General features: G+C 30.0%; 23 protein-coding genes. 18 read left to right on the plus strand and 5 right to left on the minus strand.

The window, feature by feature from the left end; genetic code table 11:
• Nucleotides 1-2: 2 nt before the first annotated feature.
• The 6 genes from hisF to HXZ74_RS02795 all read left to right on the plus strand — a co-directional run bounded on the left by hisF (nt 3) and on the right by HXZ74_RS02795 (nt 6,876).
• On the plus strand, nt 3-755 hold the full coding sequence (hisF, locus tag HXZ74_RS02770) for an imidazole glycerol phosphate synthase subunit HisF (protein WP_038336482.1): 753 nt from the start codon (nt 3-5) through the stop codon (nt 753-755).
• The gene (gene hisIE / locus HXZ74_RS02775) at nt 752-1,363 is read left to right on the plus strand and encodes a bifunctional phosphoribosyl-AMP cyclohydrolase/phosphoribosyl-ATP diphosphatase HisIE (RefSeq protein ID WP_280049037.1); all 612 of its coding nucleotides are present in this window, start codon (nt 752-754) and stop codon (nt 1,361-1,363) included. The genes hisF and hisIE overlap by 4 nt, the downstream gene beginning before the upstream one ends.
• A 178-nt stretch (nt 1,364-1,541) precedes the next feature.
• Nucleotides 1,542-3,005 (plus strand): ankyrin repeat domain-containing protein, encoded by a 1,464-nt coding sequence (locus tag HXZ74_RS02780; RefSeq protein WP_280062384.1) that lies wholly within the window; start codon nt 1,542-1,544, stop codon nt 3,003-3,005.
• A gap of 8 nt (nt 3,006-3,013) precedes the next feature.
• On the plus strand, nt 3,014-3,505 hold the full coding sequence (locus HXZ74_RS02785) for a DUF2271 domain-containing protein (RefSeq protein WP_180905318.1): 492 nt from the start codon (nt 3,014-3,016) through the stop codon (nt 3,503-3,505).
• A 2-nt stretch (nt 3,506-3,507) separates the two neighbouring features.
• Entirely contained in the window at nt 3,508-5,697 is a 2,190-nt protein-coding gene (locus tag HXZ74_RS02790; RefSeq protein ID WP_286473738.1) for a PepSY domain-containing protein, read from the plus strand.
• A gap of 177 nt (nt 5,698-5,874) precedes the next feature.
• Nucleotides 5,875-6,876 carry an FAD:protein FMN transferase gene (locus tag HXZ74_RS02795; protein ID WP_286473740.1) on the plus strand — a complete coding sequence of 334 codons (1,002 nt, stop codon included), beginning with the start codon at nt 5,875-5,877 and terminating at the stop codon, nt 6,874-6,876.
• 174 nt (nt 6,877-7,050) lie between these two features.
• Here the strand turns inward: HXZ74_RS02795 and HXZ74_RS02800 are convergent, their stop codons facing one another.
• On the minus strand, nt 7,051-7,638 hold the full coding sequence (locus HXZ74_RS02800; protein WP_280062382.1) for a hypothetical protein: 588 nt from the start codon (nt 7,636-7,638) through the stop codon (nt 7,051-7,053).
• A 63-nt stretch (nt 7,639-7,701) separates the two neighbouring features.
• On the opposite strand from HXZ74_RS02800, the gene HXZ74_RS02805 reads away from it, so the two are divergent.
• The 3 genes from HXZ74_RS02805 to HXZ74_RS02815 all read left to right on the plus strand — a co-directional run bounded on the left by HXZ74_RS02805 (nt 7,702) and on the right by HXZ74_RS02815 (nt 10,653).
• Nucleotides 7,702-9,363, plus strand: a complete 1,662-nt coding sequence (locus HXZ74_RS02805; protein WP_286473742.1) for a hypothetical protein — start codon at nt 7,702-7,704, stop codon at nt 9,361-9,363.
• 10 nt (nt 9,364-9,373) lie between these two features.
• Nucleotides 9,374-9,910, plus strand: coding sequence for a hypothetical protein (locus HXZ74_RS02810; protein WP_286473745.1), 537 nt, complete (start codon nt 9,374-9,376; stop codon nt 9,908-9,910).
• A gap of 131 nt (nt 9,911-10,041) precedes the next feature.
• A complete protein-coding gene (locus HXZ74_RS02815) occupies nt 10,042-10,653 on the plus strand; it encodes a class I SAM-dependent methyltransferase (protein WP_286473748.1) in 612 nt (203 codons plus the stop codon).
• Nucleotides 10,654-10,760: 107 nt separating this feature from the next.
• Here HXZ74_RS02815 and HXZ74_RS02820 read toward each other — a convergent pair whose 3' ends face one another.
• The 3 genes from HXZ74_RS02820 to HXZ74_RS02830 are packed head-to-tail and all read right to left on the minus strand — an operon-like array spanning nt 10,761 to nt 14,631.
• On the minus strand, nt 10,761-12,353 hold the full coding sequence (locus HXZ74_RS02820) for a S41 family peptidase (RefSeq protein WP_286473750.1): 1,593 nt from the start codon (nt 12,351-12,353) through the stop codon (nt 10,761-10,763).
• Nucleotides 12,354-12,359: 6 nt separating this feature from the next.
• Nucleotides 12,360-13,982, minus strand: a complete 1,623-nt coding sequence (locus HXZ74_RS02825; RefSeq protein ID WP_286473753.1) for a S41 family peptidase — start codon at nt 13,980-13,982, stop codon at nt 12,360-12,362.
• Between the two features lie 49 nt (nt 13,983-14,031).
• Nucleotides 14,032-14,631: an HD domain-containing protein gene (locus HXZ74_RS02830; protein WP_286473756.1), complete on the minus strand. Its 600-nt coding sequence runs from the start codon at nt 14,629-14,631 to the stop codon at nt 14,032-14,034.
• Between the two features lie 169 nt (nt 14,632-14,800).
• On the opposite strand from HXZ74_RS02830, the gene HXZ74_RS02835 reads away from it, so the two are divergent.
• The 7 genes from HXZ74_RS02835 to HXZ74_RS02865 all read left to right on the plus strand — a co-directional run bounded on the left by HXZ74_RS02835 (nt 14,801) and on the right by HXZ74_RS02865 (nt 21,061).
• On the plus strand, nt 14,801-15,328 hold the full coding sequence (locus HXZ74_RS02835) for a 30S ribosomal protein S16 (protein WP_038336467.1): 528 nt from the start codon (nt 14,801-14,803) through the stop codon (nt 15,326-15,328).
• A 24-nt stretch (nt 15,329-15,352) separates the two neighbouring features.
• Entirely contained in the window at nt 15,353-15,877 is a 525-nt protein-coding gene (gene rimM / locus HXZ74_RS02840) for a ribosome maturation factor RimM (RefSeq protein ID WP_286473759.1), read from the plus strand.
• Nucleotides 15,878-16,006: 129 nt separating this feature from the next.
• On the plus strand, nt 16,007-17,689 hold the full coding sequence (locus tag HXZ74_RS02845; RefSeq protein WP_286473760.1) for a glutamine--tRNA ligase/YqeY domain fusion protein: 1,683 nt from the start codon (nt 16,007-16,009) through the stop codon (nt 17,687-17,689).
• A 78-nt stretch (nt 17,690-17,767) separates the two neighbouring features.
• Nucleotides 17,768-18,241, plus strand: coding sequence for a hypothetical protein (locus HXZ74_RS02850; RefSeq protein ID WP_286473762.1), 474 nt, complete (start codon nt 17,768-17,770; stop codon nt 18,239-18,241).
• Nucleotides 18,219-18,920, plus strand: a complete 702-nt coding sequence (gene radC / locus HXZ74_RS02855) for a RadC family protein (protein WP_038336461.1) — start codon at nt 18,219-18,221, stop codon at nt 18,918-18,920. The genes HXZ74_RS02850 and radC overlap by 23 nt, the downstream gene beginning before the upstream one ends.
• A gap of 27 nt (nt 18,921-18,947) precedes the next feature.
• Nucleotides 18,948-20,177 (plus strand): polysaccharide deacetylase family protein, encoded by a 1,230-nt coding sequence (locus HXZ74_RS02860; RefSeq protein ID WP_147279942.1) that lies wholly within the window; start codon nt 18,948-18,950, stop codon nt 20,175-20,177.
• Nucleotides 20,174-21,061, plus strand: coding sequence for a hypothetical protein (locus tag HXZ74_RS02865; protein ID WP_038336458.1), 888 nt, complete (start codon nt 20,174-20,176; stop codon nt 21,059-21,061). The genes HXZ74_RS02860 and HXZ74_RS02865 overlap by 4 nt, the downstream gene beginning before the upstream one ends.
• On the opposite strand, the gene HXZ74_RS02870 is transcribed toward HXZ74_RS02865, so the two are convergent.
• Nucleotides 21,035-21,808: a class I SAM-dependent methyltransferase gene (locus HXZ74_RS02870; protein ID WP_038336457.1), complete on the minus strand. Its 774-nt coding sequence runs from the start codon at nt 21,806-21,808 to the stop codon at nt 21,035-21,037. The genes HXZ74_RS02865 and HXZ74_RS02870 overlap by 27 nt on opposite strands.
• A gap of 28 nt (nt 21,809-21,836) precedes the next feature.
• Between HXZ74_RS02870 and HXZ74_RS02875 the strand changes: the two genes are divergently transcribed.
• The gene (locus HXZ74_RS02875; RefSeq protein ID WP_286473764.1) at nt 21,837-22,712 is read left to right on the plus strand and encodes a polysaccharide deacetylase family protein; all 876 of its coding nucleotides are present in this window, start codon (nt 21,837-21,839) and stop codon (nt 22,710-22,712) included.
• A gap of 10 nt (nt 22,713-22,722) precedes the next feature.
• Nucleotides 22,723-23,994 (plus strand): protein O-mannosyl-transferase family, encoded by a 1,272-nt coding sequence (locus HXZ74_RS02880; protein ID WP_160279605.1) that lies wholly within the window; start codon nt 22,723-22,725, stop codon nt 23,992-23,994.
• Nucleotides 23,995-24,017: the final 23 nt, after the last annotated feature.

The following is a 24,017-nucleotide window of genomic DNA, read 5'->3' on the forward strand; positions in this document are numbered from 1 at the left end:
AAGTGTTAAAAAAAAGAATCATTCCGTGTCTGGACATCAAAGATGGAAGAACGGTAAAAGGGGTTAATTTCGTGGGTTTACGCGATGCGGGAGATCCAGTAGAATTGGCAAAAAAATATGTAGAAGAAGGCGCTGATGAATTGGTGTTTTTGGATATCACAGCTACCATTGAAAAGCGTAAAACTTTAGCTGAAATGGTGGAGAAAATTGCTTCGGCGATTAATATACCGTTTACAGTTGGTGGTGGAATCAATTCGGTGGAAGATGCTTCGGCGGTCATCAAAGCTGGCGCAGATAAAGTTTCGGTGAATTCTTCGGCGGTTAAAAATCCTCAATTAATTGCAGATTTAGCTGCTCGATTTGGATCGCAATGTGTAGTCGTTGCTGTAGATACTCGCGATGTAAATGGAACACAAAAAGTTTTCGTAAGCGGTGGAAAAATTGAAACCGAATGGGAAACCTTAGATTGGGTCAAAAAAGTAGAAGAATTTGGCGCTGGCGAAATTCTGTTAACATCTATGGATGGAGATGGGACAAAAGCTGGTTTCAAAATTGATATCACAAAAGCAGTTGCTGATACTGTAAATCTTCCAGTAATAGCTTCGGGTGGAGCTGGAAAAATGGAGCATTTTACAGAAGTTTTTACCCAAACAAAAGCAAGTGGTGGATTGGCTGCAAGTATTTTTCACTTTGGTGAAATTCCAATTCCGACGCTTAAAAATTATTTAAAAGAACAAAATATTCCGATACGATGAAGATCGATTTCAATAAAAGTAATGACGGATTAGTTCCCGTTATTATTCAAAATTATCTTAACAATAGAGTTTTGATGTTAGGTTATATGAACGAAGAAGCTTTTAACAAAACCCAAGAAATTGGAAAAGTGACCTTTTATTCTCGTTCAAAAAATAGATTATGGACAAAAGGTGAAGAATCAGGAAACTTCTTAGAGGTTAAATCAATTGCGGTTGATTGCGACAACGATACAGTTTTAATCAAAGCAAAACCTTTTGGACCAACTTGTCATACGGGTTCTACGACTTGTTTTAAAGAAGAAACCAACCACGGATTTGTATATGAATTAGAACAAACCATTAACGATAGAATTGATTTGGACAATGATCCAGATTCGTATACCAACAAATTATTCAAAAGAGGAATCAATAAGGTTGCGCAAAAAGTAGGTGAAGAAGCAGTTGAATTGGTAATTGAAGCCAAAGACAACAACGATGATTTATTTATTAATGAAGCCGCGGATTTAATGTATCATTATTTAATTTTATTGAAAGCCAAAGGTTTCAAATTAGAAGATGTAGAAAATGTTTTGAAATCAAGAGAAAATGGTCCAAGACGAGCTGAGTAAAGTAGTTTAGAAATATAAAAGATTGCAGATTAGCAATCTTTTTTGTTTTCAAAAAACTGATGTTTAGCAGAATTAGCCAAATTTATTTAATTTAATTAGAATTAATATAAATAAAAATAATACTTTTGAAATCAAATTAAAATTAGTCTAAATAATCATTACAATATATTCTATTCATATGAAAAAATTATTCATTTCTGCTGCTATCCTTGTTGCTTCATTTATTCAAGCTCAAACGAATACGTTGATGGACGCTGGTTTTTGGAAAAATAATCCAACAATAGAAACTGTAAAAACTGAAATTTCGAAAGGAAATAGTCCTTCTTTTCAAAATGGTGGTTTCTTTGATCCTGTTGTGATAGCGATTAACAATAAAGCAGATTTTAATGTGACTAAATTTTTAATTGAACAAGAAGGAAATTCTATTGATAAAAAAACGCATCACTCAAGAATTTATCTTCAATGGGCTGCGGCTGCGGGGAATTTAGAATTGGTAAATTATTTATTAGCCAAAGGTTCTGATGTTCACTACAAAGACAGCCATGGTTACGATGTGATTACGTATGCTGCAAGTGCTGGAAATCAAAATATAGCGGTTTACGATGCGTTAATTAAAGCTGGTGCCAATCCAAAAGTTAAAGGAGAAAATGGGACTAACTTAATTATGGAAGCAATTGCAAATGATGATGATTTAAAAGTAACAGAATACTTTATTTCGAAAGGTTTATCATTAAGCGAAAAAGACGCTAACGGACGTACTATAGCGGATTATGCTGCAAAATTAGGAAACTTATCAATCATAGATAAATTAATCGCGAAAGGTGTAAAACCTACAGATCAAGCTTTATTTTTTGCCACTCAAGGTTCGAGAACAAAAGAAAATGGTGTAGAAGTTTTCCAAGAATTAATTACAAAATATAAATTAAATCCAAAAGCGTTAAATCCAGACGGACAAACATTATTACATGCTTTATCTCGCAGAGGAAACTCAGAAACAATCAACTTTATCTTATCAAAAGGTGTTGATGCTAAAATTGCTGATAAAGAAGGAAACACTGCATTAATGGTTGCTGCTGGAGGAAAAAACACAGATTTAATCAATACATTTTTATCAAAAGCAAATAATGTAAATGCGATTAATAAAAATGGTGAGTCAGCTTTAACGAAAGCTGTTGCTTCTGGAACATCTCAAATCGTTTCTTTATTATTAGAAAAAGGCGCTAAAGCTAATATTGTTGATAAAGATGGAAATAATTTGGCTTATTATTGGTTCAATTCTTTCAAACCAAATGATGAATCATTCGCTGAAAAACAAGCTTTATTAACAAATGCAAAAGTTGATTTTAAAGCTACTCAAAGCAAAGGTGCAACTTTGTTACACATCGCTGTTGATAAAGGAAATGTAAATTTGGTAAAGAAAGCGATTGAATTAGGTGTAAATATTAATACACAAGATGAAGACGGAAATACAGCGTTACACAAAGCAGCTTTGATTGCGAAAGATGATGCAATCTTGAAAACTTTGGTTGCTGCTGGAGCGAAAAAAGATATTAAAACAGAATTTGACGAAACGGCTTATGATTTGGCTGGAGAAAACGAATTCTTAAAGAAAAATAATGTGTCTATTGACTTTTTAAAATAATGAAGGAGATGAAATTTAACTTAATCAAAAAATTAGTTGGATTAGTTGTAATCTTAATGGCAACTGCCACTTTTGCACAAACAACAAAATACAAAACAATGATTCAGATGAATAATTACACAGGAAAAGAAGCCTATGTAGTGATTTCATTAATCAATCCAAAAGGACAATACGAAAAAACTTTAGGTGTTTTGGGAACGGATAACGAGTGGTACAACACGTTAAAAGAATGGCACAAATTCAATAGTAAAAAGAAAGAAAAATTAAACGGAATTACAGGTGCTTCAGTTGCTGGAGGAGCGAGAGCTACACGTGTCATCGAGTTTGATACTGCAAAATTGAATAAAGGATACAAATTACGTTTTGAATCTGCTGTTGAAACTCAAAAATACGTCGCAAAAGACGCCGAAGTTGCATTAAATTCTGCGGATTTAGACAACAAAGCAGGTATCAAAGGTTCAGTTTATATTAAAGCCGTACGTTTTATAAAAGTTCAATAAAAATGACATTATCTATTTGGAGATATGCGCATTTGAGTCTTGCAATTTTATCTTCAGCATTTTTAGTTATTCTATCTATCACAGGAGTAATTTTGGCTGTTGATGCAATAAACGAAAAATCGCCCGCATACAAAGTAGAAAATTTCGATAACATAACACTCGCGCAAGTTTTACCAACTTTGCGCGAGCATTATTTTGAAATAATAGAAGTTAAAGTTGATCACAATGATTTTGTGACGATTGATGCTATGGACGAAGATGGGAATTCGATCAAATCTTACATTGATCCTACAACAGGAAAAAAGATTGGTGAAATTGTTCCAAAAAGTGATTTCATCAATTGGGTCACAGCCTTGCACCGTTCATTATTTCTAAAAGAAACTGGTCGAGCAATCGTTGGCGTAGTCTCTTTTTTATTGATGTTAATTTCAATAAGTGGATTAATCTTAATCGTAAAACGTCAACAAGGAATCTTAAACTTCTTCATCAAAGTTAACAAAGACTCTTTTTCACAATATTTCCACGTTGTAACTGGACGTTGGTTATTAATTCCAGTTTTAATCATTGCATTAACAGGAACATTGATTTTCTTAGCACGATTAGAACCTTTAGTTGGTCAACCAAAAGAAATCGAGCATCAAGCTAAAGAAAATTTACAACCAAAAGATTTAAAAGACATTGAGTTTTTCAAAAACACGAAATTAAGTAGTGTAGAAAAGATTGAATTTCCTTTTATTCCAGATGATGAAGCTGAACCATTTATCGTTCATTTAAGAAAAAAATCGGTTTCGGTTAATCAAGTAAATGGAGCGATTATTTCAGAATCGCTAAATCCTTATTCTGCAATTGTAGAAAAATTTAATATCGATTTACATACGGGTCGCACCAATGTGATTTGGGCAGCGATTTTAGGAATTGCTTCACTTAATATTTTATTTTTTATTTGGTCAGGATTTGTAATTACGTTCAAACGTACAAAAACGAAAATCGGCAAAAATAAATATAAAGCTATCGAAGCTGAAATTATCCTTTTAGTTGGTTCTGAAAATGGATCGACTGTTGGTTTTGCTTCAAAAATTCAAGAACAATTTTTAGCAAACGGGAAAAAATCATTCATCGCTCAGATGAATCAATATGAAATTTATCCAAAGGCAAAACAACTCATCATTTTTACTTCCACTTATGGAATTGGTGATGCGCCTGCGAATGCTAAGAAATTTGAACAATTAATCACACAATTTCCACAAAACCAATCTATCGAATTTTCGGTTGTAGGATTTGGCTCAAGAGCCTATTCAGATTATTGTGGATATGCAATTAAAGTTGACAAATGGTTGAATGATCAAAAATGGACAACGCGATTATTAGATTTAAAAACCATCAACGATAAATCGCCTGAAGAATTCACAAATTGGGTAACTGCTTACAAGGAAACAACAGATATTCCTTTAGCAACAACGCCTGCGATGTATGTTGGAAAAGCACCAAAACTGAAAAATGTTAAGGTAATTTCTACCACAAAAGTAACAGAAGAAGATGCAACATTTAAAGTTGTTTTAGATGTAAAAGAGAAATATAAATCTGGAGATTTATTAGCAATTTATCCAGAAAGCGATCACAAAGAACGTTTATATTCAGTCGGAAAAGTTGATAATAAATTGCAACTAATTGTAAAATTGCATGAGTTTGGATTAGGTTCTCAATATTTATATAATTTAGTTCAAAATTCGACGATTAAAGCTCGTATTGTAAAAAACAAAGCCTTTAGATTCCCAAAAACTTCAAAAGTTGTGATGATTGCAAACGGAACGGGAATTGCGCCTTTCCTTGGAATGATTGACGAGAATTCAAAAAATGTTGAAACGCATTTATATTGCGGTTTTAGACATGATAATGAAACAACAAAATCTTATCAAGAATTTGCAACGAAACAAATTTCTACGAATCATTTGAGTCAATTTCATATTGCTTTTTCACGTGAAGAAAATAAACAATATGTGATGGATTTAGTCAATCGTGATGCTAAATTCTTTGCTGAAACATTACAAAATGGTGGAATTCTTATGATTTGTGGCGCTCTGAAAATGCAACATGATGTGGAAAAAGTTTTGGAAGAAATCTGTCAACAACATTTGAAAAAATCATTCGAAGAATTTAAAACAAACGGACAATTTTTGACGGATTGTTATTAGAAAAATTGTTGAAACAATCCTGAGACGAGTTAAGAATTACAAAATCTTGTCAAGCTGAATTCATTTCAGCTTCTCATTATTATTTATTCTCTAATTTCTTGTCATACCGGGCCTGTCGAGGTATCTTTAAGTTTCAGACTCTTCGATAAACTCACAATAACAAATGAATAAAACATCATGCAATTCATTCTAAAAAATATATTCACTTTTATACTATTGTATGTTCTAACTCCGATAAATGCTCAAACGGTTGGAGTTAGAGATACAATTTTGATGGGAAGTAAATTCAAAATTACATTGGTTGACACCGATTCTATTTCTGTTGAAAAAAATATCAATAAAGCAATTGATGAAATGATCAGAATCGAGAATTTGATTTCTGATTGGAAACCTACTTCACAAGTTTCTTTTGTCAATCAAAATGCAGGAATAAAACCCATTAAAGTTGATCGCGAGGTTTTTGACTTAACAAGACGTGCGATTTATTTTTCGCAACTAACCGATGGTGCTTTTGACATTAGCTTTGCAGCAATGGATAAAATATGGAAATTTGATGGTTCAATGGAAAAGATTCCAACTCAGGAAGAAATTTCAAAAGCTATTGAAAAAATCGGTTATAAAAACATTATTTTGAATGAAGAAAATTCAACTATTTTCTTAAAAAAAGTTGGAATGAAAATCGGTTTTGGATCAACAGGAAAAGGTTATGCAGCACAAAAAGCACGAACTTTCATGCAAGACTTAGGAATACAAGCGGGTATAATTGATGCTTCTGGAGATATGACAACTTGGGGAAATCAATCAAATGGAGAACCTTGGAAAATTGGAATTACAAATCCATTTAATCGACATAAAATGTTGGATATTCTCTCAATGAAAAATGCTGCTGTTACGACTTCTGGTGATTACGAAAAATTTATTTTGATTGATGAAGTTCGCTATTCACACATTATTAATCCCAAAACTGGAATTCCTTCAACAGGATTAACAGGGGTTACAGTTATTGGTCCGGATGCTGAAATGTGTAATGGTTTTAGCACTTCTATCATGGTTTTAGGAAAAGAAAAAGGATTGAATTTAATCAATCAACAAAAAGATTACGCTGCTCTTTTTATTACAGATAAAGGGAAGATTATTCGTTCAAAAAACTACAAAAAAATTAAACGAAAACTTGGGTAATAACACTTAAAAATGGTATTTGGATATGCAGTTTCAACGTAAAAATGCGCCTTACTAAGCATTCCTAACTACAAAAACATTTATACAAAACAACACTCTCAAAATATCAATAATTTAGCCTAAATTATTTAGGTGTATAATAATGTTTAGTAGATTATTTTTATTGAAAAAGTATTATTTCATTTTTAATAATTCTTCTTTAAAATCCTTATATAAAATGTTATATGTTTTTAATAATTGCTCATCTTGTGTTGTCGATGATGTTGAATATTCATATGATATTTTTATTCTAGACATCGACTCTTTAGAGTATAATACTTTTCTTTTTTCTATATCTATTAATTGTAAAATAACGTGGTACTCTCTCTCTTTATTTTTTTCATATGTAGTTATAGATGTGAAATTTTTTTGAGCTAAAATACTAGGCTTTAAAATAGTTTGAATTAGTAATATATATTCACTTTTTGTTTCATTTCTAATTATATCCAATTGTTCATCATTTAAATGAAAAATAAATTTCTCATTACTAAATTCTAGAAAACTTGGATTCAATAAAATATTTTTAATAATATTAGAAAAATCTGAATCTACTTTATTAGAAAAATCAACTCCTACTGAATAAAAATTATTCTTTATTAAAACAAATTTATCTTCTTCTTTTATAGAAAAATTATTTAAGTTTTTTTCTGTATGTAAATAATATTTAGGCGTAACTAAACATGAAGAGAATATAACAAATGATAGATAAATCAAATATTTCATTTTTTTATTAAATATAATTACAATTTATTTATATTTAACTAATTATAATAAATTATAAATCTTATGAAATTAAAAAACTTACTCTTTTTGTCAGCTATATCATGTAGCTTTCTAACTACCTACTCTTGTAACGATGATAATTCATCGTCAAGTTTGAACGAAAATCAAAATGTTAAACAATCAAAAATATCCTTTGATTCTGGAAAAAAACTCTTGAAATTTTCTGGAAGAAAAAATGATATTAAAATATTTATTGAAGATACTATAAGTAAAGAAAAAATTTTCAATAAATATTACGATCAAGGATTTATCCCTTTAAGTATTTCTCCTGATATTAAAGACGAAGGTGTTATAAACAAAATGAGCAATTTGATTTTAAGTAATAAATCTACTTTAATGAATAAAAGCTCTGATGATACTTCTGATGAAACATTTTTAGAAGATGAAGATTTTGCTTCTATTTTAAATGATAAAGGTGCTGTTCAGTTGAATGACTCTATATACATGTACACTCCTAATGGTCTTTTCATTGTTCATCAAGATGATTATGATGAACTTGAATATTATATTGAAAAAAATCAAAATATAAGCATTCCTTCTGGTCTTAATCAGGTAACAGATAATATAACTTCTTACAGACCTGATTTAGCTACCTTAGGAACTGAATATGAAATAATTGCCCCTATAGACCCTGAAGATGGAGGAGGAGGTGGAGGAGGGACATATAACCCATCTCCTACAATACCTTCAAAAGGAGAAACAAATCATTATAAAAATTGTAATAATGGAATAAGTAATCCTTTTTTAGGTAATATTTTTGGAAAACAATATGTTTGTGAATATTTTTTTGATGGAGACCATCAAGTTAAAACTGTCTTTGAAATACAAGATTTTCTTTTATTCTATAGTGTAAGAGCTAAAAATAAGTATCGAAGAAAAGGTACTTTCGGATGGAGAACAGATGATGCTAGAAAATTGTATCTTAAAATAAATGATGGTTTAATTAAAGTGGAAAGAAAAACATTTACAGCTACATTTAATAATTCTCAAATTCAGCCGATAATAAAAGCTATTAATGATTTAATCACTGTTAAATCTAGTTTTGTCCCTGTTGTTACTAGTGAATTTTTATTGAACAGTTCTGGTAATTACACTCAAACCGACTATAGTTTAGCTACTGGAGATTTAGGTTATTACAATACTACAGGTATGTTAATCTTTCCTCAAAACAAACAAATATCTAGTAGTGTAAATATGGATAGTTTTAAATCTTTATTAAACACATCTAAAAAATCTATTATTTATATAAATATATTTAATAAAGATCGAGAGATAACACACGAGCAAATACTAAAAGTAGCTGCAGATGCTTTTAAAAAGTATGCTACGGCTGGAAGAACACCTAGTGATATAGCAATTGTTATGAACGAAATTAAAGCTTCACAAGATAGAATAGATGCTCAACCTTTATATATTGTGACAAAAGATGAGCTTATAGAAGCTAATAACACACATAAAGTATTGAAAGATTTTGATATTAGAAAAGATTTTGACCTAAAAGAGTTTATAGTTGGTTTTAAAACAAACGAAAATGGCGACAAAAAGTTCGAAGTTAAATTTAAATTAGGTTTCAATAAAATAACTCAATATAAAATGGACATAGAAGGTGGTGTTTATTATAACAATCGTTGGGGTGGAACTAAATTTATTGTTCAAAAAAATTAATTTTAATAATATGAATTTAACTAAATTTATTTTATTACTCCCTTTTTTAGGTAATGCTCAACAGGATACAAATTCTTATAAAAATTCAGGAGTAATTGAAATCGGAACACATGGTATTAATATTGGTTATAACATTCTCGTTGGTGAAAAATCTTTTTTAAATTTCGAAACAGGTATTGGAGGGGGATATAATTTAAATGATGATGCTGTTTCATATGTTTTCAATTTTTCAAAACCTACACCATACATTAAATCGGGTTACTCCATGATGTATAATAAGGATAAAAGAATATCAAAAGGAAAGTCTTTGAAAAATAATTCTGGAAATTTTTTAGAAATACAATTAAAGTATTCCTTTGGAAATAAAAATGATATAGATTTAAACAAATCCTTATTAACAGATTTACATTGGGGTATTCAGAGATCTATAGGTTCTAATTTTTACTTTCGAACACATGTCGGTATAGGATACTTACAAGATTTTGATTTAAGTAAAGGAAACCTAACTCCTACATTAGGATTTAAATTCGGATATAATCTATTATAAAACATCTATAACACCTTTTATGTTGAAGTAAAAGGTGTTTTTTTTTATAGAAAAAATAGACTCAGTTCTGTAATTATTGTTACACTTCATTTTAAATAAAAAGTCGAAATTGCATCAAAATCAAAAATACAATGAACGACAATAAAAAATCTCATTGGGAACATATATACGACGTAAAAACTCCAGGAGAAGTGAGTTGGACACAAGAAAAACCAGAAACTTCTTTGAATTTTATTCATTCTTTTGGAACTGATAAAACAGCTAAAATTATCGATATCGGAGGTGGAGATAGTAAATTGGTTGATTTCTTATTGGAAGAAGGATACGAAAATATTTCGGTTTTGGATATTTCTGCAAATGCGTTGGAAAGAGCGAAAAATCGTTTAGGAAATAAGGCAGAAAAAGTAACTTGGATTGTAGCTGACATTACCGAATTTGAACCAACAGAACAATACGATATTTGGCACGATAGAGCAGTTTTTCATTTCCTGACCGAAGAAAATGATATCAAAAAATACCAAGATTTGGTCGCAAAAGCAGTAAAAGAAAAAATGGTTATTGGAACTTTTTCCACAAACGGACCATTAAAATGTAGTGGTTTGGAAATTAAACAAAATGATGAAACTTCTTTAACCTCTAATTTTGAAGCTAATTTTGAAAAAATTGAATGTTTTACAATTGATCATAAAACGCCGTTTGATACAATACAAAATTTTATTTTTTGTAGTTTCAACAAAAAATAAAATGCGTTAGGGATAGAAGTGAAAATCCTTTTTTGTAGACGTGGTGTCTACAAAAAAGATTGTAACGGATAGCCCGCTCGAACGACCAAAATACAAAAATCATCTCTTTAATTTGGGAGATGATTTTCTATTTTTAAAGCTTTATTGTATTCGATATTTCCTTTTTTGATATCATTTAAAATCCATTTCAGTTCAGCATCCGTACGTTTAATTTTATCTTGCAAATTAGGCTGAATAACTTGGTTTGGATAAACGCCATGCGCCTGTTCATCTCGTTTCTCGGTAGGAGAAAGATAAACTGTACCAACCGAAATTTTGAGTTTGGAATTGGGCAACGTAAATTTAGGCATCAACCCAGCAACCGTTCCATTAAAATCTCCACCCGTTTCTTCACCTACAAAAAATGCTCGATTTTTTAATTGAAGATTAGCCGAAATCAACGCCGAAGCAGAGTAAGAACCACCGTTTATAATGACATACAAATTGTGATGATACACAAGGTCTTTATCTATTTTGACATGGGAAAAAGGCACGTGCAATTCATATTCATCTTTAGTATTTTTGGACGTCGAAAAATATGTATAACCCGAACCCAACCAAAGCAACGGATAAGAATAAACGGGAAAAAGATTGTACAACGACTTGCCAAAAGAGGTTTTGTTCGCGACGATTTTTTCACCTAAAAAAACCTTCGAATCATCGACCAAATAAGCGTATAAATAGTGCGAATCTTTTAGGTAACCACCACCATTGTTGCGAAGATCGAGAACTAAATTTTGGACTTTGTGATTCTTGATATCCGTAAAAACTTCTTTATATAGTTCGCGTATTTTTCCTTTTCTAAAATCGGTTACTTTTAATACCGCAATCGTGCTGTCGTTCGTAGGAAAAGTCAAATCTTTGGAATAAGTTTTGGAACTTTTAGAATAGCCGTATTTCTTTTGTTTTATCCTAACTTTTCGCTCAACTTCTTTCTGCTCTTTTGTAATTTTTGGCGTTTCTGCAACCTTTTCACTTTTAAGTTTTGGATAGGTACGAAATATTTTTTTTCGGATGATTGAATTCCCCATTTTAAAAGTTAATTCAATCGAATCTTTAATTCCATTTTCTAAAGTAAAATAATTGAGAAAAGTTCGGTTAAACACATTATCCGAAAAAGTTTGATTTTCTCCATCACCATATATACTTCTTTTATATTTATCGTATAAATACTTTGTAGAAACACTATCTATAAAAAGCAAAGCCGAACCTTGATTAATTGGATTTATTTTACTGTAATCTGCCACTAAAAAAACTGAATCATTTTGCCAAAAAAAACTATAATCACTAAACGCTGATTTTGACTCTTTGAACTTCTTTGTTCGTTTTTTATCTAATCGTTTGAATAACGGATAAATATCTGTATGACCATGTTCTAAACTTTCGAAAATCGGAAAAAATTTGACATAAAAATCATTTGGTTTCATCGATTGATTAATTGTTTTTTTAAGACTATCAAATTTATAATCAATTTGTTCTTGAGAAGTGTATAAATCTAATTTTGGATGATATCTTTTTAGTTTTTTATAAACAAAATCTACATCTTTTTTCAATTTATTCGCAGGAATCTCTGTATCAATATGTGCATTATATTTCTCTACAGAAACACAGCTGCATATCAACAAAAGTGACAAATAAATTAGAGTAGATTTTAGTTGCATAGAGGGTTATTGCTTAGTTTTTATATCATTTAATACCCAATCTAGTTGAGGATCTTTTTTATTTATTAAATCTTCAAAACTCATTTTAATTGGAATATCTGGAATAATTCCTCTTCCTTTTAACTCTCGAGAAGTATTTGGTCTATAAGTCATCAATCCAACATGTAATTTTAATTTAGATTCTGACAATTTGTAATCAATAAACTGACCAGCTACTGTACCATTATAATCTCCTCCTGTTTCTTCACCAACAAAAATCGCTTTTCCATCATTTTGTATAGAAGCAGAAATTATACTCGATGCCGAATATGACATTCCATTTGTTAGAACATACAAGTTTCCTTTATATTTTTTATCTGGGTTTATTGCATATTTCTTCTTTTTAGTGTTCAAAAAATAATCATTGTTCTCTTTCTTTATATCAAATAATGATTTTACCGAACCATATAAGACCAATGGTAAACCAAATGTATGTCCAATAACATTCGGTTTGTTGAAGTATTTATTAATCATCGTAAATTTAGATCCAACTTTTACTTCGTTTGAAATTGCCATTTTAACCTCATCATTGGCTTTCAAAAATGAATATAAATAGTTAATATCAGACACATAACCTCCAGTATTATTTCGAATATCTAAAACTAAATTTTTCACTTTTAATCTTTCTATAGAATCAAAAATAAATGGATATGCTTCTTTCCCATGACCAATAGAAAAAGACTTTATTTTTAGGACTAATGTTGTAGAATCTTCTGGGTTTGGAAAAATTAATTCACGTTGATAATCATTTCTAGATTTATTGTAGCCAAAGTATTTCTTTATATCTTCTTTATGTTTATATCTTTTTTTAGCAAGTAACTTTTCTTCTTTCGTTAATTTCTTTTTCTCAGTTTTTTTGTCTTCTGGTTTTACAACATCAACTTTCTTTTCGTCTCTTAAATTCTTACCTTTCTTTTTAGGATATTCTCTTCTAACTATTTCAGTAAAAATCGAATCATTCTTTACAAGCGATAGCGTAATAGAATCCGTATTTCCGATAACATTTCTCAACTTTGCTGTGTAATAAACTGGTAACAAATATTCATCTAAAGAAGTAATGAAACCATCTCCTTTTCTTACGCCTATATTATCTTTTCGAAAATCTTGATAAGAAATTCCATTAATAGCCAAAATTTCTCCCTGCTTGATTAAACTAGAATCTTTAATATTTTTATTTTTCTCAAAAAAAAGTCTACCATCCAATGTTTTCAATTCAATTAAACTAAAAGGTGATTTTGTTTTCTTATATTTTTTTGCTTCAGCTTTTTCGGTCCTTTTTCTTAACATGGATAATGTAGTGTGTCCATGTCCAAATGAGGAAATAACTTTGGAAAATTCGCGCGAAAAATCATTTGGCAACATAGGTTGATGAATAGAATTTTTAAAACTATCTAATCTATTTGCGATAATCTGTTTTGAATGATACAAATCGATATCAACGTGTTTTGTTAATAATTTCTCTTTTGTATAATCAACATCATATTGCAATTTGTCTACATCAATTTTCTTATCAATATGTGCATTATACTTCTGAACAGACACACAAGAACTGAAAAAAGTAACGATTAAAAGCGTAAAAATTTTATTCATAATCAAGGTTTTAAACAATAGACGGTTGGTTTAATGAAAAGTTACAATATTATTTCACTTCTTGATAAAATTCTTCGATAAAATTTTCCATATACTGATGACGTTTTAAAGCGATTTCTTTTGCTGTTTTGGTATTCATCAACTCTTTTAATTTGAATAATTTATCATAAAAATGTTGCACACTCGATGCATCTTTCGAATTATCATATGGATTATACAAAATATTACCAACACTTCCGCCATATGCAAAACAACGCGCAATACCAACCGCTCCAATCGCGTCCAAACGATCAGCATCTTGCACAATCTCCGCCTCGATAGTTGTTGGTTTATTTCCTTTGCTAAATGAAACTTGCGAAACTATTTCCAATACTTTCAGGATTGATTCTTCTTCAACATGAATTGATTCTAAAAATTCTCTAATTAATTCTTCTGATTTATCAACTCCATCATGCAATTTATAATCACCAATATCGTGTGTCCAAGCTGCTAATTCAACCAAAAAAGAGTCAGCATTTTCAGTCTCTAAAATCTTCTTTGCATTTGTCACCACACGTTCTATGTGAAAATAATCGTGACCTGTTCCTTCATCTAAAAACGTTTTTTTGATATATGCTTGTGTCTGAGTAAGTATTTCTTGTTTGTTCATTTTAATTATATTTTTGCTCTAAAAATACATCAGAATCTCTTGTCAAAAAACTTGATTTTTTAGAATTAATTTAATAATCACTTTTTAAATAATTATTTATCAAAAATATTGTATATTTGCACCTCAAATTTGTAAAACGGGACGAGTTCCCAAAATAATTAGTTATACTATGGCTACAAGAATTAGATTACAAAGACATGGTCGTAAAGGAAAACCATTCTTTCACATCGTAGTTGCTGACTCAAGAGCAAAACGTGATGGTCGTTTCATCGAAAAATTAGGTACTTACAACCCAATTACTAACCCAGCTACAATTGAATTAAATGTTGATTCTGCTGTAAAATGGTTACAAACTGGTGCTGAGCCTACAAATACTGCTAAAGCTTTATTATCTTACAAAGGTGCTTTTATGAAAAAACACTTATTAGGTGGTGTTGCTAAAGGTGCGTTTTCTCAAGAAGAAGCTGACAAACGTTTCGACGCTTGGTTAGAAGCTAAAGGTGAAAAAGTTCAAGCTAAAAAAGACGGTTTAACTTCAGGTGCTGCTGCTGCTAAAGCTGCTGCATTAGAAGCTGAAAAAGCTGTTAATGAAGCTCGTGTAAAAGCTGCTCAGGAAGCTGAAGCTGCTGCACAAGTTGAAGAAACTCCTGCTGAAGAAGCAGAAGGTACAACTGAAGAAGTTGCTACAGAAGAATAATTTTTAAGTTCAGAGAAGGTCCAAATGACAAAAAATGATTGCTATTATTTAGGTAAAGTTACTAAGAGACATGGTTTCAAAGGTAATTTAATCATTCACTTGGATACAGATGAACCAGAATTATACGATACTTTGGAAGCAGTGTTCATCGAGCAAGATGGCGCACTGGTTCCATTTTTTTTCGAAACTTCTCAGCCTTATCAAGGCACAAAATTATTAGTAAAGTTTGAAGATGTTGAAGACGAAGATGTCGATAAATTGATCAATCGCGAACTTTATTTACCTCTAAAATCATTACCAGAACTTTCTGGAACAGATTTTTATTACCACGAAATAGTTGGTTTCACTATTTATGATCAAACAAATACAGAAGTTGGTACTATAAAATCTGTGAATGATTCTGCAGCGCAAGCTTATTTCGAAGTTAATGCGAATGGAAAAGAAATCTTAATTCCGATGATTGACGAATGGATTCTTGAGGTTAATCGCGAAGAAAAAGCAATGCTTATCCAAATTCCTGACGGATTATTAGAAATTTATTTGGGATAACTTATCCATTATAAATCACTTATTTACTTCTATTTTTTGATTGAATTTTTCTAATTGTAAAATCCGAAATTTTCGACATTATATTTATTGTCAATTTCGTACCTTTGCAAACTCAATCGTAATTAAAAAATGGAAGAAGAAAAAAAATCATTGAATTTTATTGAGCAAATCATTGAAGATGATTTAGCCAACGGGATGCCAAAAGAAAATTTACGTTTTCGTTTCCCACCAGAACCAAATGGTTATTTGCATATCGGGCATGCAAAAGCAATCTGCTTAAACTTCGGTTTAGGACAGCGTTACAATGCGCCTGTAAACTTACGTTTTGATGACACTAATCCTGACAAAGAAGAGCAAGAATTCGTAGATTCTATCCGCGAAGATGTGAAATGGTTAGGTTTCGAGTGGGCAGAAGAACGCTATGCTTCTGATTATTTCCAGCAGCTTTACGATTGGGCTGTTCAATTAATTAAAGAAGGAAAAGCGTACATCGACGACCAATCTTCGGAAGTAATTAATGAACAACGTAAAACACCTTTTGAACCTGGAATCGAGTCTCCTTTCAGAAATCGTTCTGTTGAAGAAAATTTAGATCTTTTCGAACGAATGAAAGCGGGAGAATTTGAAGAAGGTACACATGTTTTACGTGCAAAAATTGACATGACTTCTCCTAATATGAACATGCGCGACCCTGTTATGTATCGTATTTTGAAACGTCCTCATCACCGCACTGGAGATACATGGAAAATGTACCCAATGTACGATTGGACACATGGAGAATCTGATTATATCGAAGGAATTTCTCACTCATTATGTTCGTTAGAATTCAAAAATCATCGCGATTTATATGAATGGTATGCGAATAATGTTGAGTTGCCAAATCAACCTCAAAAACCAAAACAACGCGAATTTGCTCGTGGTAATGTTTCCTACATGATTACAAGTAAACGTAAGTTGATGAAATTGGTACAAGAAGGAGTTGTAACAGGTTGGGACGATCCACGTATGCCTACAATTTCAGGTTTGCGTCGTCGCGGTTATACGCCAGAATCGATTAAGAATTTCTGGAATACAGCCGGAGTTGCAAAACGTGATAATGTTTTAGATATTTCGTTATTAGAATTTTCTGTTCGTGATCATTTAAATAAAATTGCGCCTCGTGTTTTTGCTGTCATTGATCCTGTAAAAGTGATTATCGAGAATTATCCAGAAGGACAAGTGGAGGAATTAGAAATTGAGAATAATCCAGAAGATGAAACTGCTGGAACTCGTATCGTTCCTTTTACTCGTGAAATCTATATCGAACGTGAAGATTTTATGGAAGAAGCGCCTAAAAAATTCTTCCGTTTATCATTAGGAAATGAAGTTCGTTTGAAAGGTGCATATTTCATTAAAGCGGAAAGAATAGAAAAAGATGCTGAAGGAAATATCACAACAATCTATGCAACTTACGATCCTGAAACGAAGTCTGGAAGCGGAACAGAAGCTTCTAAACGTAAAGTAAAAGGTACATTGCATTGGGTTTCTGCAACAGAAAATATTCCAATCGAAGTGCGCGAATATGACCGTTTATTTACAGTTGAATCTCCTGATGCAGAGAAAGATGTTGACTTTTTACAATTTGTCAATCCAAACTCTTTAACTGTAAAAGAAGGTTTTGCTGAGCCTGCTTTGAAAGAAGCTAAAGTCGAGGATAAATTCCAATTTCAACGCATTGGATATTTTGCTTTAGACCGTGATTCTTCTACAGAAAAATTAATTTTTAATAGAACAGTTACGCTTAAAGATACTTGGGCAAAAGTCAATAAATAAAAAATCTATTTTATTAAATATCAAGCTCGAACAAATTTGTTCGAGCTTTTTTTATTATATTTAATCCAAATTTTAACCATGAAAAATAAAATCATTTATATCATATTTACTGCATTTATTGCCTTATCAAGTTGCAAATCAACCAAAGCAACAACAGAAGAAAAAGCGAATGATTCTACTGATAAAATCGAAAGAACGCAAGAACCAACACTTATAGGGAGATGGAAATTGATAAAACTTTCAGGTGGAATCGTAGGACGCGAACAACTACCGCCTGCGGATCGTGTTACAGTTATAGAATTTACGCCTACCGAGATGATTACAATTATTAATGGTAAGGAAACAAATCGAGTAACTTATAATATAGCAAAAGGGAAAAGTATTCACAAAACAGAACCTGTTCCAATGATTTATACCAACGGAATTACATCGATGGGAAAAAGTTTTCGTATTGAAGGAAATACTCTTGGAATTAGTGAGGAGTTTCATGACGGTTTTTATTATACCTATATAAAAATTGCGAACGACGATGACGGATTACTTAGAGAATAAAAATTCGATAAAAAACTGGAATGAAGATGATCGTCCTCGCGAAAAATTAGCTTTAAAAGGACGTTCATCGCTTTCTGACGCAGAATTGTTAGCGATTATCATGGGAAGCGGAAATCGTGAAGAATCGGCTGTAGAATTGGCAAAACGAATCTTAAATTCTGCGAACAATAATTGGAATGAATTAGCTAAATATTCAATTGTAGATTTATGCAAATTCAAAGGAGTTGGAGAAGCAAAAGCAATTTCGATAATCACTGCAATGGAAATTGGTAGAAGAAGAAATTCGCAAGAGGTTTTGGAGCGTGATAAAATTACTTCGAGCAAGGACGCAGCGATCATTTTACAGCAACAAATTGGCGATTTACCAAACGAAGAATTTTGGGTAATGTTCCTCAATCAAGGAAATCGAATCATCAAAACTGAGCAAATTTCGCGAGGTGGAATTAATCAAACCGCCGTCGATATTCGAGTAATTTTTAAGCGCGCCTTAGAATTAATGACAACTGGAATGATACTTTCTCACAACCATCCGTCTGGAAATCTTACTCCAAGTCAGTCTGACATACATATTACTCGAAAAATTAAAGAAGGTGCTACGCTTTTGGATATTCAAGTTTTAGATCATGTAATTGTTTCTCAAAAAGATTTTTATTCGTTTGCGGATGATGGTCTAATTTGATATCTTTAAGCTTTATTGAAAACTATTTTGAGTCAAGAAATCATCATATTTACAGAAAAAATTACAAATCGAATTGAATATATTTTTGATTTTATTTTTCATGATTTTTCTGGAATTGACTACAAAACGACTACAGATTTTGAAGAATTTTCACAATCAATTTTACCAAAAATCAACTTTTCAAATCAATTTTTAGAAAATGAAATCAATTATAAAGTTGATGAAATTTTGTTAGAAATTGACATTAATAAAAATATAAATTATTATACATTAAATGAAATAGGAAAATGTTTTTATTTTCTTTCTCGTTATGAAGAATACATTGCAAAACCAGAACAATTTGATCAACACAATCGTTTTTTAGGTTCGGATTTAGATTATTCTAAGCCAATTGTAGATGAAATTTGTATTGAAATTCAACAAAAAATAAAAGCTAAATTTCCTAAAATATCTTTTAAACAAAGAGTTTACAAGCAGATTAATACACATGACGTAGATTATGCATGGAAATATTTGCATCATTCGTCTAAAATAAAATTTGGTTCACTTTCGAAAAAACTTTTAAAAGGTGATTTCAAAGAATTTCAAAATCAAATCAAAGTTTTAAATCAGCAAAAAAAAGATCCTTATGATACATTTGATTATTTGAAAGATTTAGCTGAAAAACATCAAGTCGAGACAATTTTCTTTTGGTTATTGGGTGATTATTCTACTTTCGATAAAAATCATCATTGGAAAAATAAAGCACAAAAAGATTTAATAAATAACATTTCAACTTGGGCAAAAATTGGAATTCATCCTTCTTATCAATCTAATTTTGAGGAAAATAAATTAACAACTGAAATTAATCGATTAGAAAAAATCATCAATCAACCGATAAAAAAATCACGTCAACATTTCATTAAATTAAGCTTCCCTCACACTTATCAACAATTGTTAATAAACGAAATTTCGGAAGATTATACCATGGGATTCCCTCATCAATTAGGCTTTAGAGCTGGCACTTCTACTCCATTCAAATGGTTTAACTTATCAACAAATCAACAAACATTGTTAACAATATATCCTTTTGTTGCCATGGATGTTACGTTGAAAAACTATTTAAAATTAACACCGCAACAAGCTCTAGAGGAAATAAAAAGATTGAAACAAACAATTAAAGCGATAAACGGAACGTTTATAACATTATTCCACCAATCAAATTTGAACGAAGATTGGGCTGAATGGCTAAAAGTTTACGAAAGTATTTTTGAATGATAAAAAGAGTTTCTCGAAAAAAATTAGATGTTAATAAATACACCGAATGTCTCAACAGATCGGTGAATTACCGCATTTATGCAGAAGTTTTTTATTTAGATGCTTTAGTTGAAAACAATTGGGATTGTTACGTTTTAAATGACTATGAAGCCATAATGCCTTTACCTTTTGTGAAGAAATTTGGGTTTAAATTCATTGTACAACCAATTTATTGTCAACAATTAGGAGTTTTTCATCAAGCAAATTTTTCGAAAGAAACTTTCAAACGTTTTGAAAAAAAACTACATCGAAATTTAGTGAGAGCTTATGCTTTTAATGAAGAAAATACAGAGATGTTTGAGCCGAAGGGACAGAAAAAGGTTAATTATATCTTAGATTTGGGTCAAGATTATGAAAATTTATTTTCAAATTATAGCAGAAATCGAAGAAACAAAGTTAGACAAGCAATAAAATTTGATTATAACTTAAACAAAACTAATCAATTAAATAACTTTCATAAAATAAATTCTTCTTACGAGTATATGACTTCAAATAACTTAATTAACTATTCAAAAGATAAACTTGAGCAGTTATTAAGTAAAAAAATCATTAATGTTTATGAAATTTTTGACAATGAAAAGAACTTACTTGGTTGTCAATTAATCATGATTTCTAAAAATAGAATTTATAATTTTGCTTTCGCAAGAAATAAGAATTCGAAAAGTAATTTTGGATCAGACTTTATGATAGATTACATTATCAAAAACTTTTCTAATTCAGAGTTAACACTTGATTTCGAAGGTTCTATGGTTCCTTCTATAGCCAAATTTATGCAAGACTTTGGTCCTATAGAAAAGCATTATACAAACTATTCTAACTTAGATTTTTTGACAAAGAAAAATTAATTCACGGTAACCATTTCCAACAGAAAGTTTCTTTGCTAAATCATTTTCAATGTTATTACGATAATCAATTTTTTCGATTAGCATATTATCACGTTTTAATCGTTCTTGAAAATCTTGACCATGTAATCGTAATAAATCTTTTTCACCATAATTTTTTAATCGTTCTTCTTCCGTCTTAAGCTCAGCATTTTCAAACGTATTATTTATTGGATGAATAGGAGTTTGAATCAATGCTTTCCCTCCTTTTTTTAGAACTCGAAACAATTCATCAATTGCCTTTTTTTCATCAGGAATATGACCTAAAACATGACAACAAATAATATAATCAAATGTCTTATCAGGATAATTTATTGAAGTAATATCCATTTCTTCATCAGCAAGATTGATGTTAATATCTGCATTGACATAACGTAAATTATCGGTCTGTTTAAAAATATTTTTCAAAGCATCTTCTGGAGCAATATGCAATAATTTATTAGGTCTAGCCAATAAATCTGTTTCGTTTTTTATAAATTCTAACAAAACTCTTGTCCTTTCTAATGAACCGCAATTTGGACATTCAGCATTCTCTCGGTTATCTATACCGTTTGATTTATCCAAAAACTTAGAAAAAGATTGTTCGCAACAATTGCAATAAAAATTATTTCCTTTCAGAAATAATCCATTCAATTTCTTCAAATTTTTTCTATTATTAATCCTTATCTTTTCAGAAAATAATTTTTTATAAAATGTTTTAATTGCATTCATTACTTACAAACGTTAAGACTGCTATTTTATGATATTAAATTTATTCAAAAAAAATATATTTCCTTTTTACCACACAGTTTCAGATAAACGATTAATTCATATCGATCAATTATATCCATTAAAATCCATTGATCAATTTCAGCGTGAATTAGATTTTTTTCAGAAAAATTATGTCAATATTTCTATGATTGAATTAATTGATTTGTACAAAAAAAATGGTTCTATTCCTCAAGAAAATTACTTTCATCTTAGTTTTGATGACGGTTTGAAACAATGTTACTCTATAATTTCACCAATATTAAAAGAACGAAATTTAGATGCAACTTTTTTTATCAATCCGAATTTTATAGACAATCAAGAAATATTTTATCGGTATAAAGTTGCTTTCATTTTAGAAAATATTACAGACAATAACCTTAAAAAAGAACTTTTAAATTATTCTATTCATGATCTTAAAAAAATTGATGAATTAATTAATGAACAAGAAATAAAACTAAATGAAGCTGAAATCTATTTGAATGAAGCTGAAATTAAAGCCTTAATTCATCAAGGATTTACAATTGGTGCACACTCGATGAATCATCCTTATTATCGCGATATTTCTTTCGCACAACAACTTTTAGAAACGAACGAAAGTTTAGATTTTATCCAACAAAAGTTTAATTTAGATTATCGAGTTTTTTCTTTTCCTTTTACAGATGACGGCGTTTCTAAAAACTTTTTTAATACTATAAAATCCGATTTTACATTTGGTACAGCTGGAATAAAAGATGATGAATTTTCAACAAATATTCAGCGACTTCCGATGGATAATTGTATTTCTAATCCTGCAATTTTTGTCCAAAAAAATCGTTATAAATTCTATATTCAAAAGTTACTACAAAAACATATTGTATCTCATTAACACAAAAAGAGTGAAAAAATTTTACCATTTATTTCTTACATTATTTTTCTTAATCATTTATCGTTTAGGAAGTTTTAGTAAAATAACTTTTGGTGATGCTGCTGGAAAAATATTGGATATAGAACGAAATCAATTTACGTATGAAACATATTCATTAACTCATTTTTTGTATTTCAACTTCAATATTCTAATTCACAAATTATTTCCTTTTATAGATACCATTGAGATTGGACGTTGGGTAAATATTATTTCTGCTGTAATAGTTTTAAATATTTTATTTTCTATTCTTCAACTCTTAAATAAAAAACTTTGGATTTCTCTTTTAGGTACAGTTGCATTTGGATTTAGCTTTACTTTTTGGAAAAACACTGAAAATATAGAGGTTTACACTTTTTGTTTAATTTGGATTTCACTTTACGTTTTATTTGCGATAAAATTTGTTCAAAATAAACAATCTAAAACGCTTTTATTTGCAGGAATAATGCTTGGAGTCAGCTTGTTTTCTCATGTACAAGGTGTTCTATTAATTCCTTCTTATTTTTATTTATGCTACTTGGCTTTTAGAAATAATGTTAAAAACAGACTAATTTTCAGTTATTTTTTTATTCCTTTTCTATTTTTAGCATTGCTTTATATTTATCCAATTATTAATAACGAATCTCTGAAAAATGTTTTATCATCTTCGGAAAAATCATGGGTTTCTGACTCATTAAAGAAAGATTTAGTAAGCTATTCAAAAGATTTAATGAAAGCATTAGGTTATATTATTTATAATTTTTGGTTTCTTAATTTTGCCATATTCTTTATTCCAATTAGAAATTTTATTAAAGACAAATCATTACTTTTTTTAATTATTTTCGGTTTACCTGTTTTTTGTTTTTCTACTATTTATGCTGTTAGCGATAATTATGTCTTTTTCTTAAATTTTAATTTAGCCTATTTGATTATTTTAAGTATTGGTTTAAACAATTTTATTACAAAATTTCCGAAGAACACTTCATTAATTTCTATTCTTATTTTCTCAACACCGCTTTATTATTATTCGGCCAAACAACTTGCTATGCAAACAACAAAAGGGAAAGAATTTCATCAACAAAAAGCATACAAAGACGGATTAAATTATTATTTGCTTCCTTGGATGAATAACAATAAAGGTATTTTAGAAGTTATTTTGAATAATGAAGAAACAAATGAAGATATTGAATGGATGAAAGAAACAGGTCAAAAATTAATTGATCTAAAATCCAAAACAATGACAAAAGAAGAAATAAAAAAGTTGTAAATTAACGTACAAATCAATTGTTT

The organism is Empedobacter sp. R750 (genome assembly GCF_030324345.1).
GTDB classification, from domain to species: domain Bacteria; phylum Bacteroidota; class Bacteroidia; order Flavobacteriales; family Weeksellaceae; genus Empedobacter; species Empedobacter falsenii_C.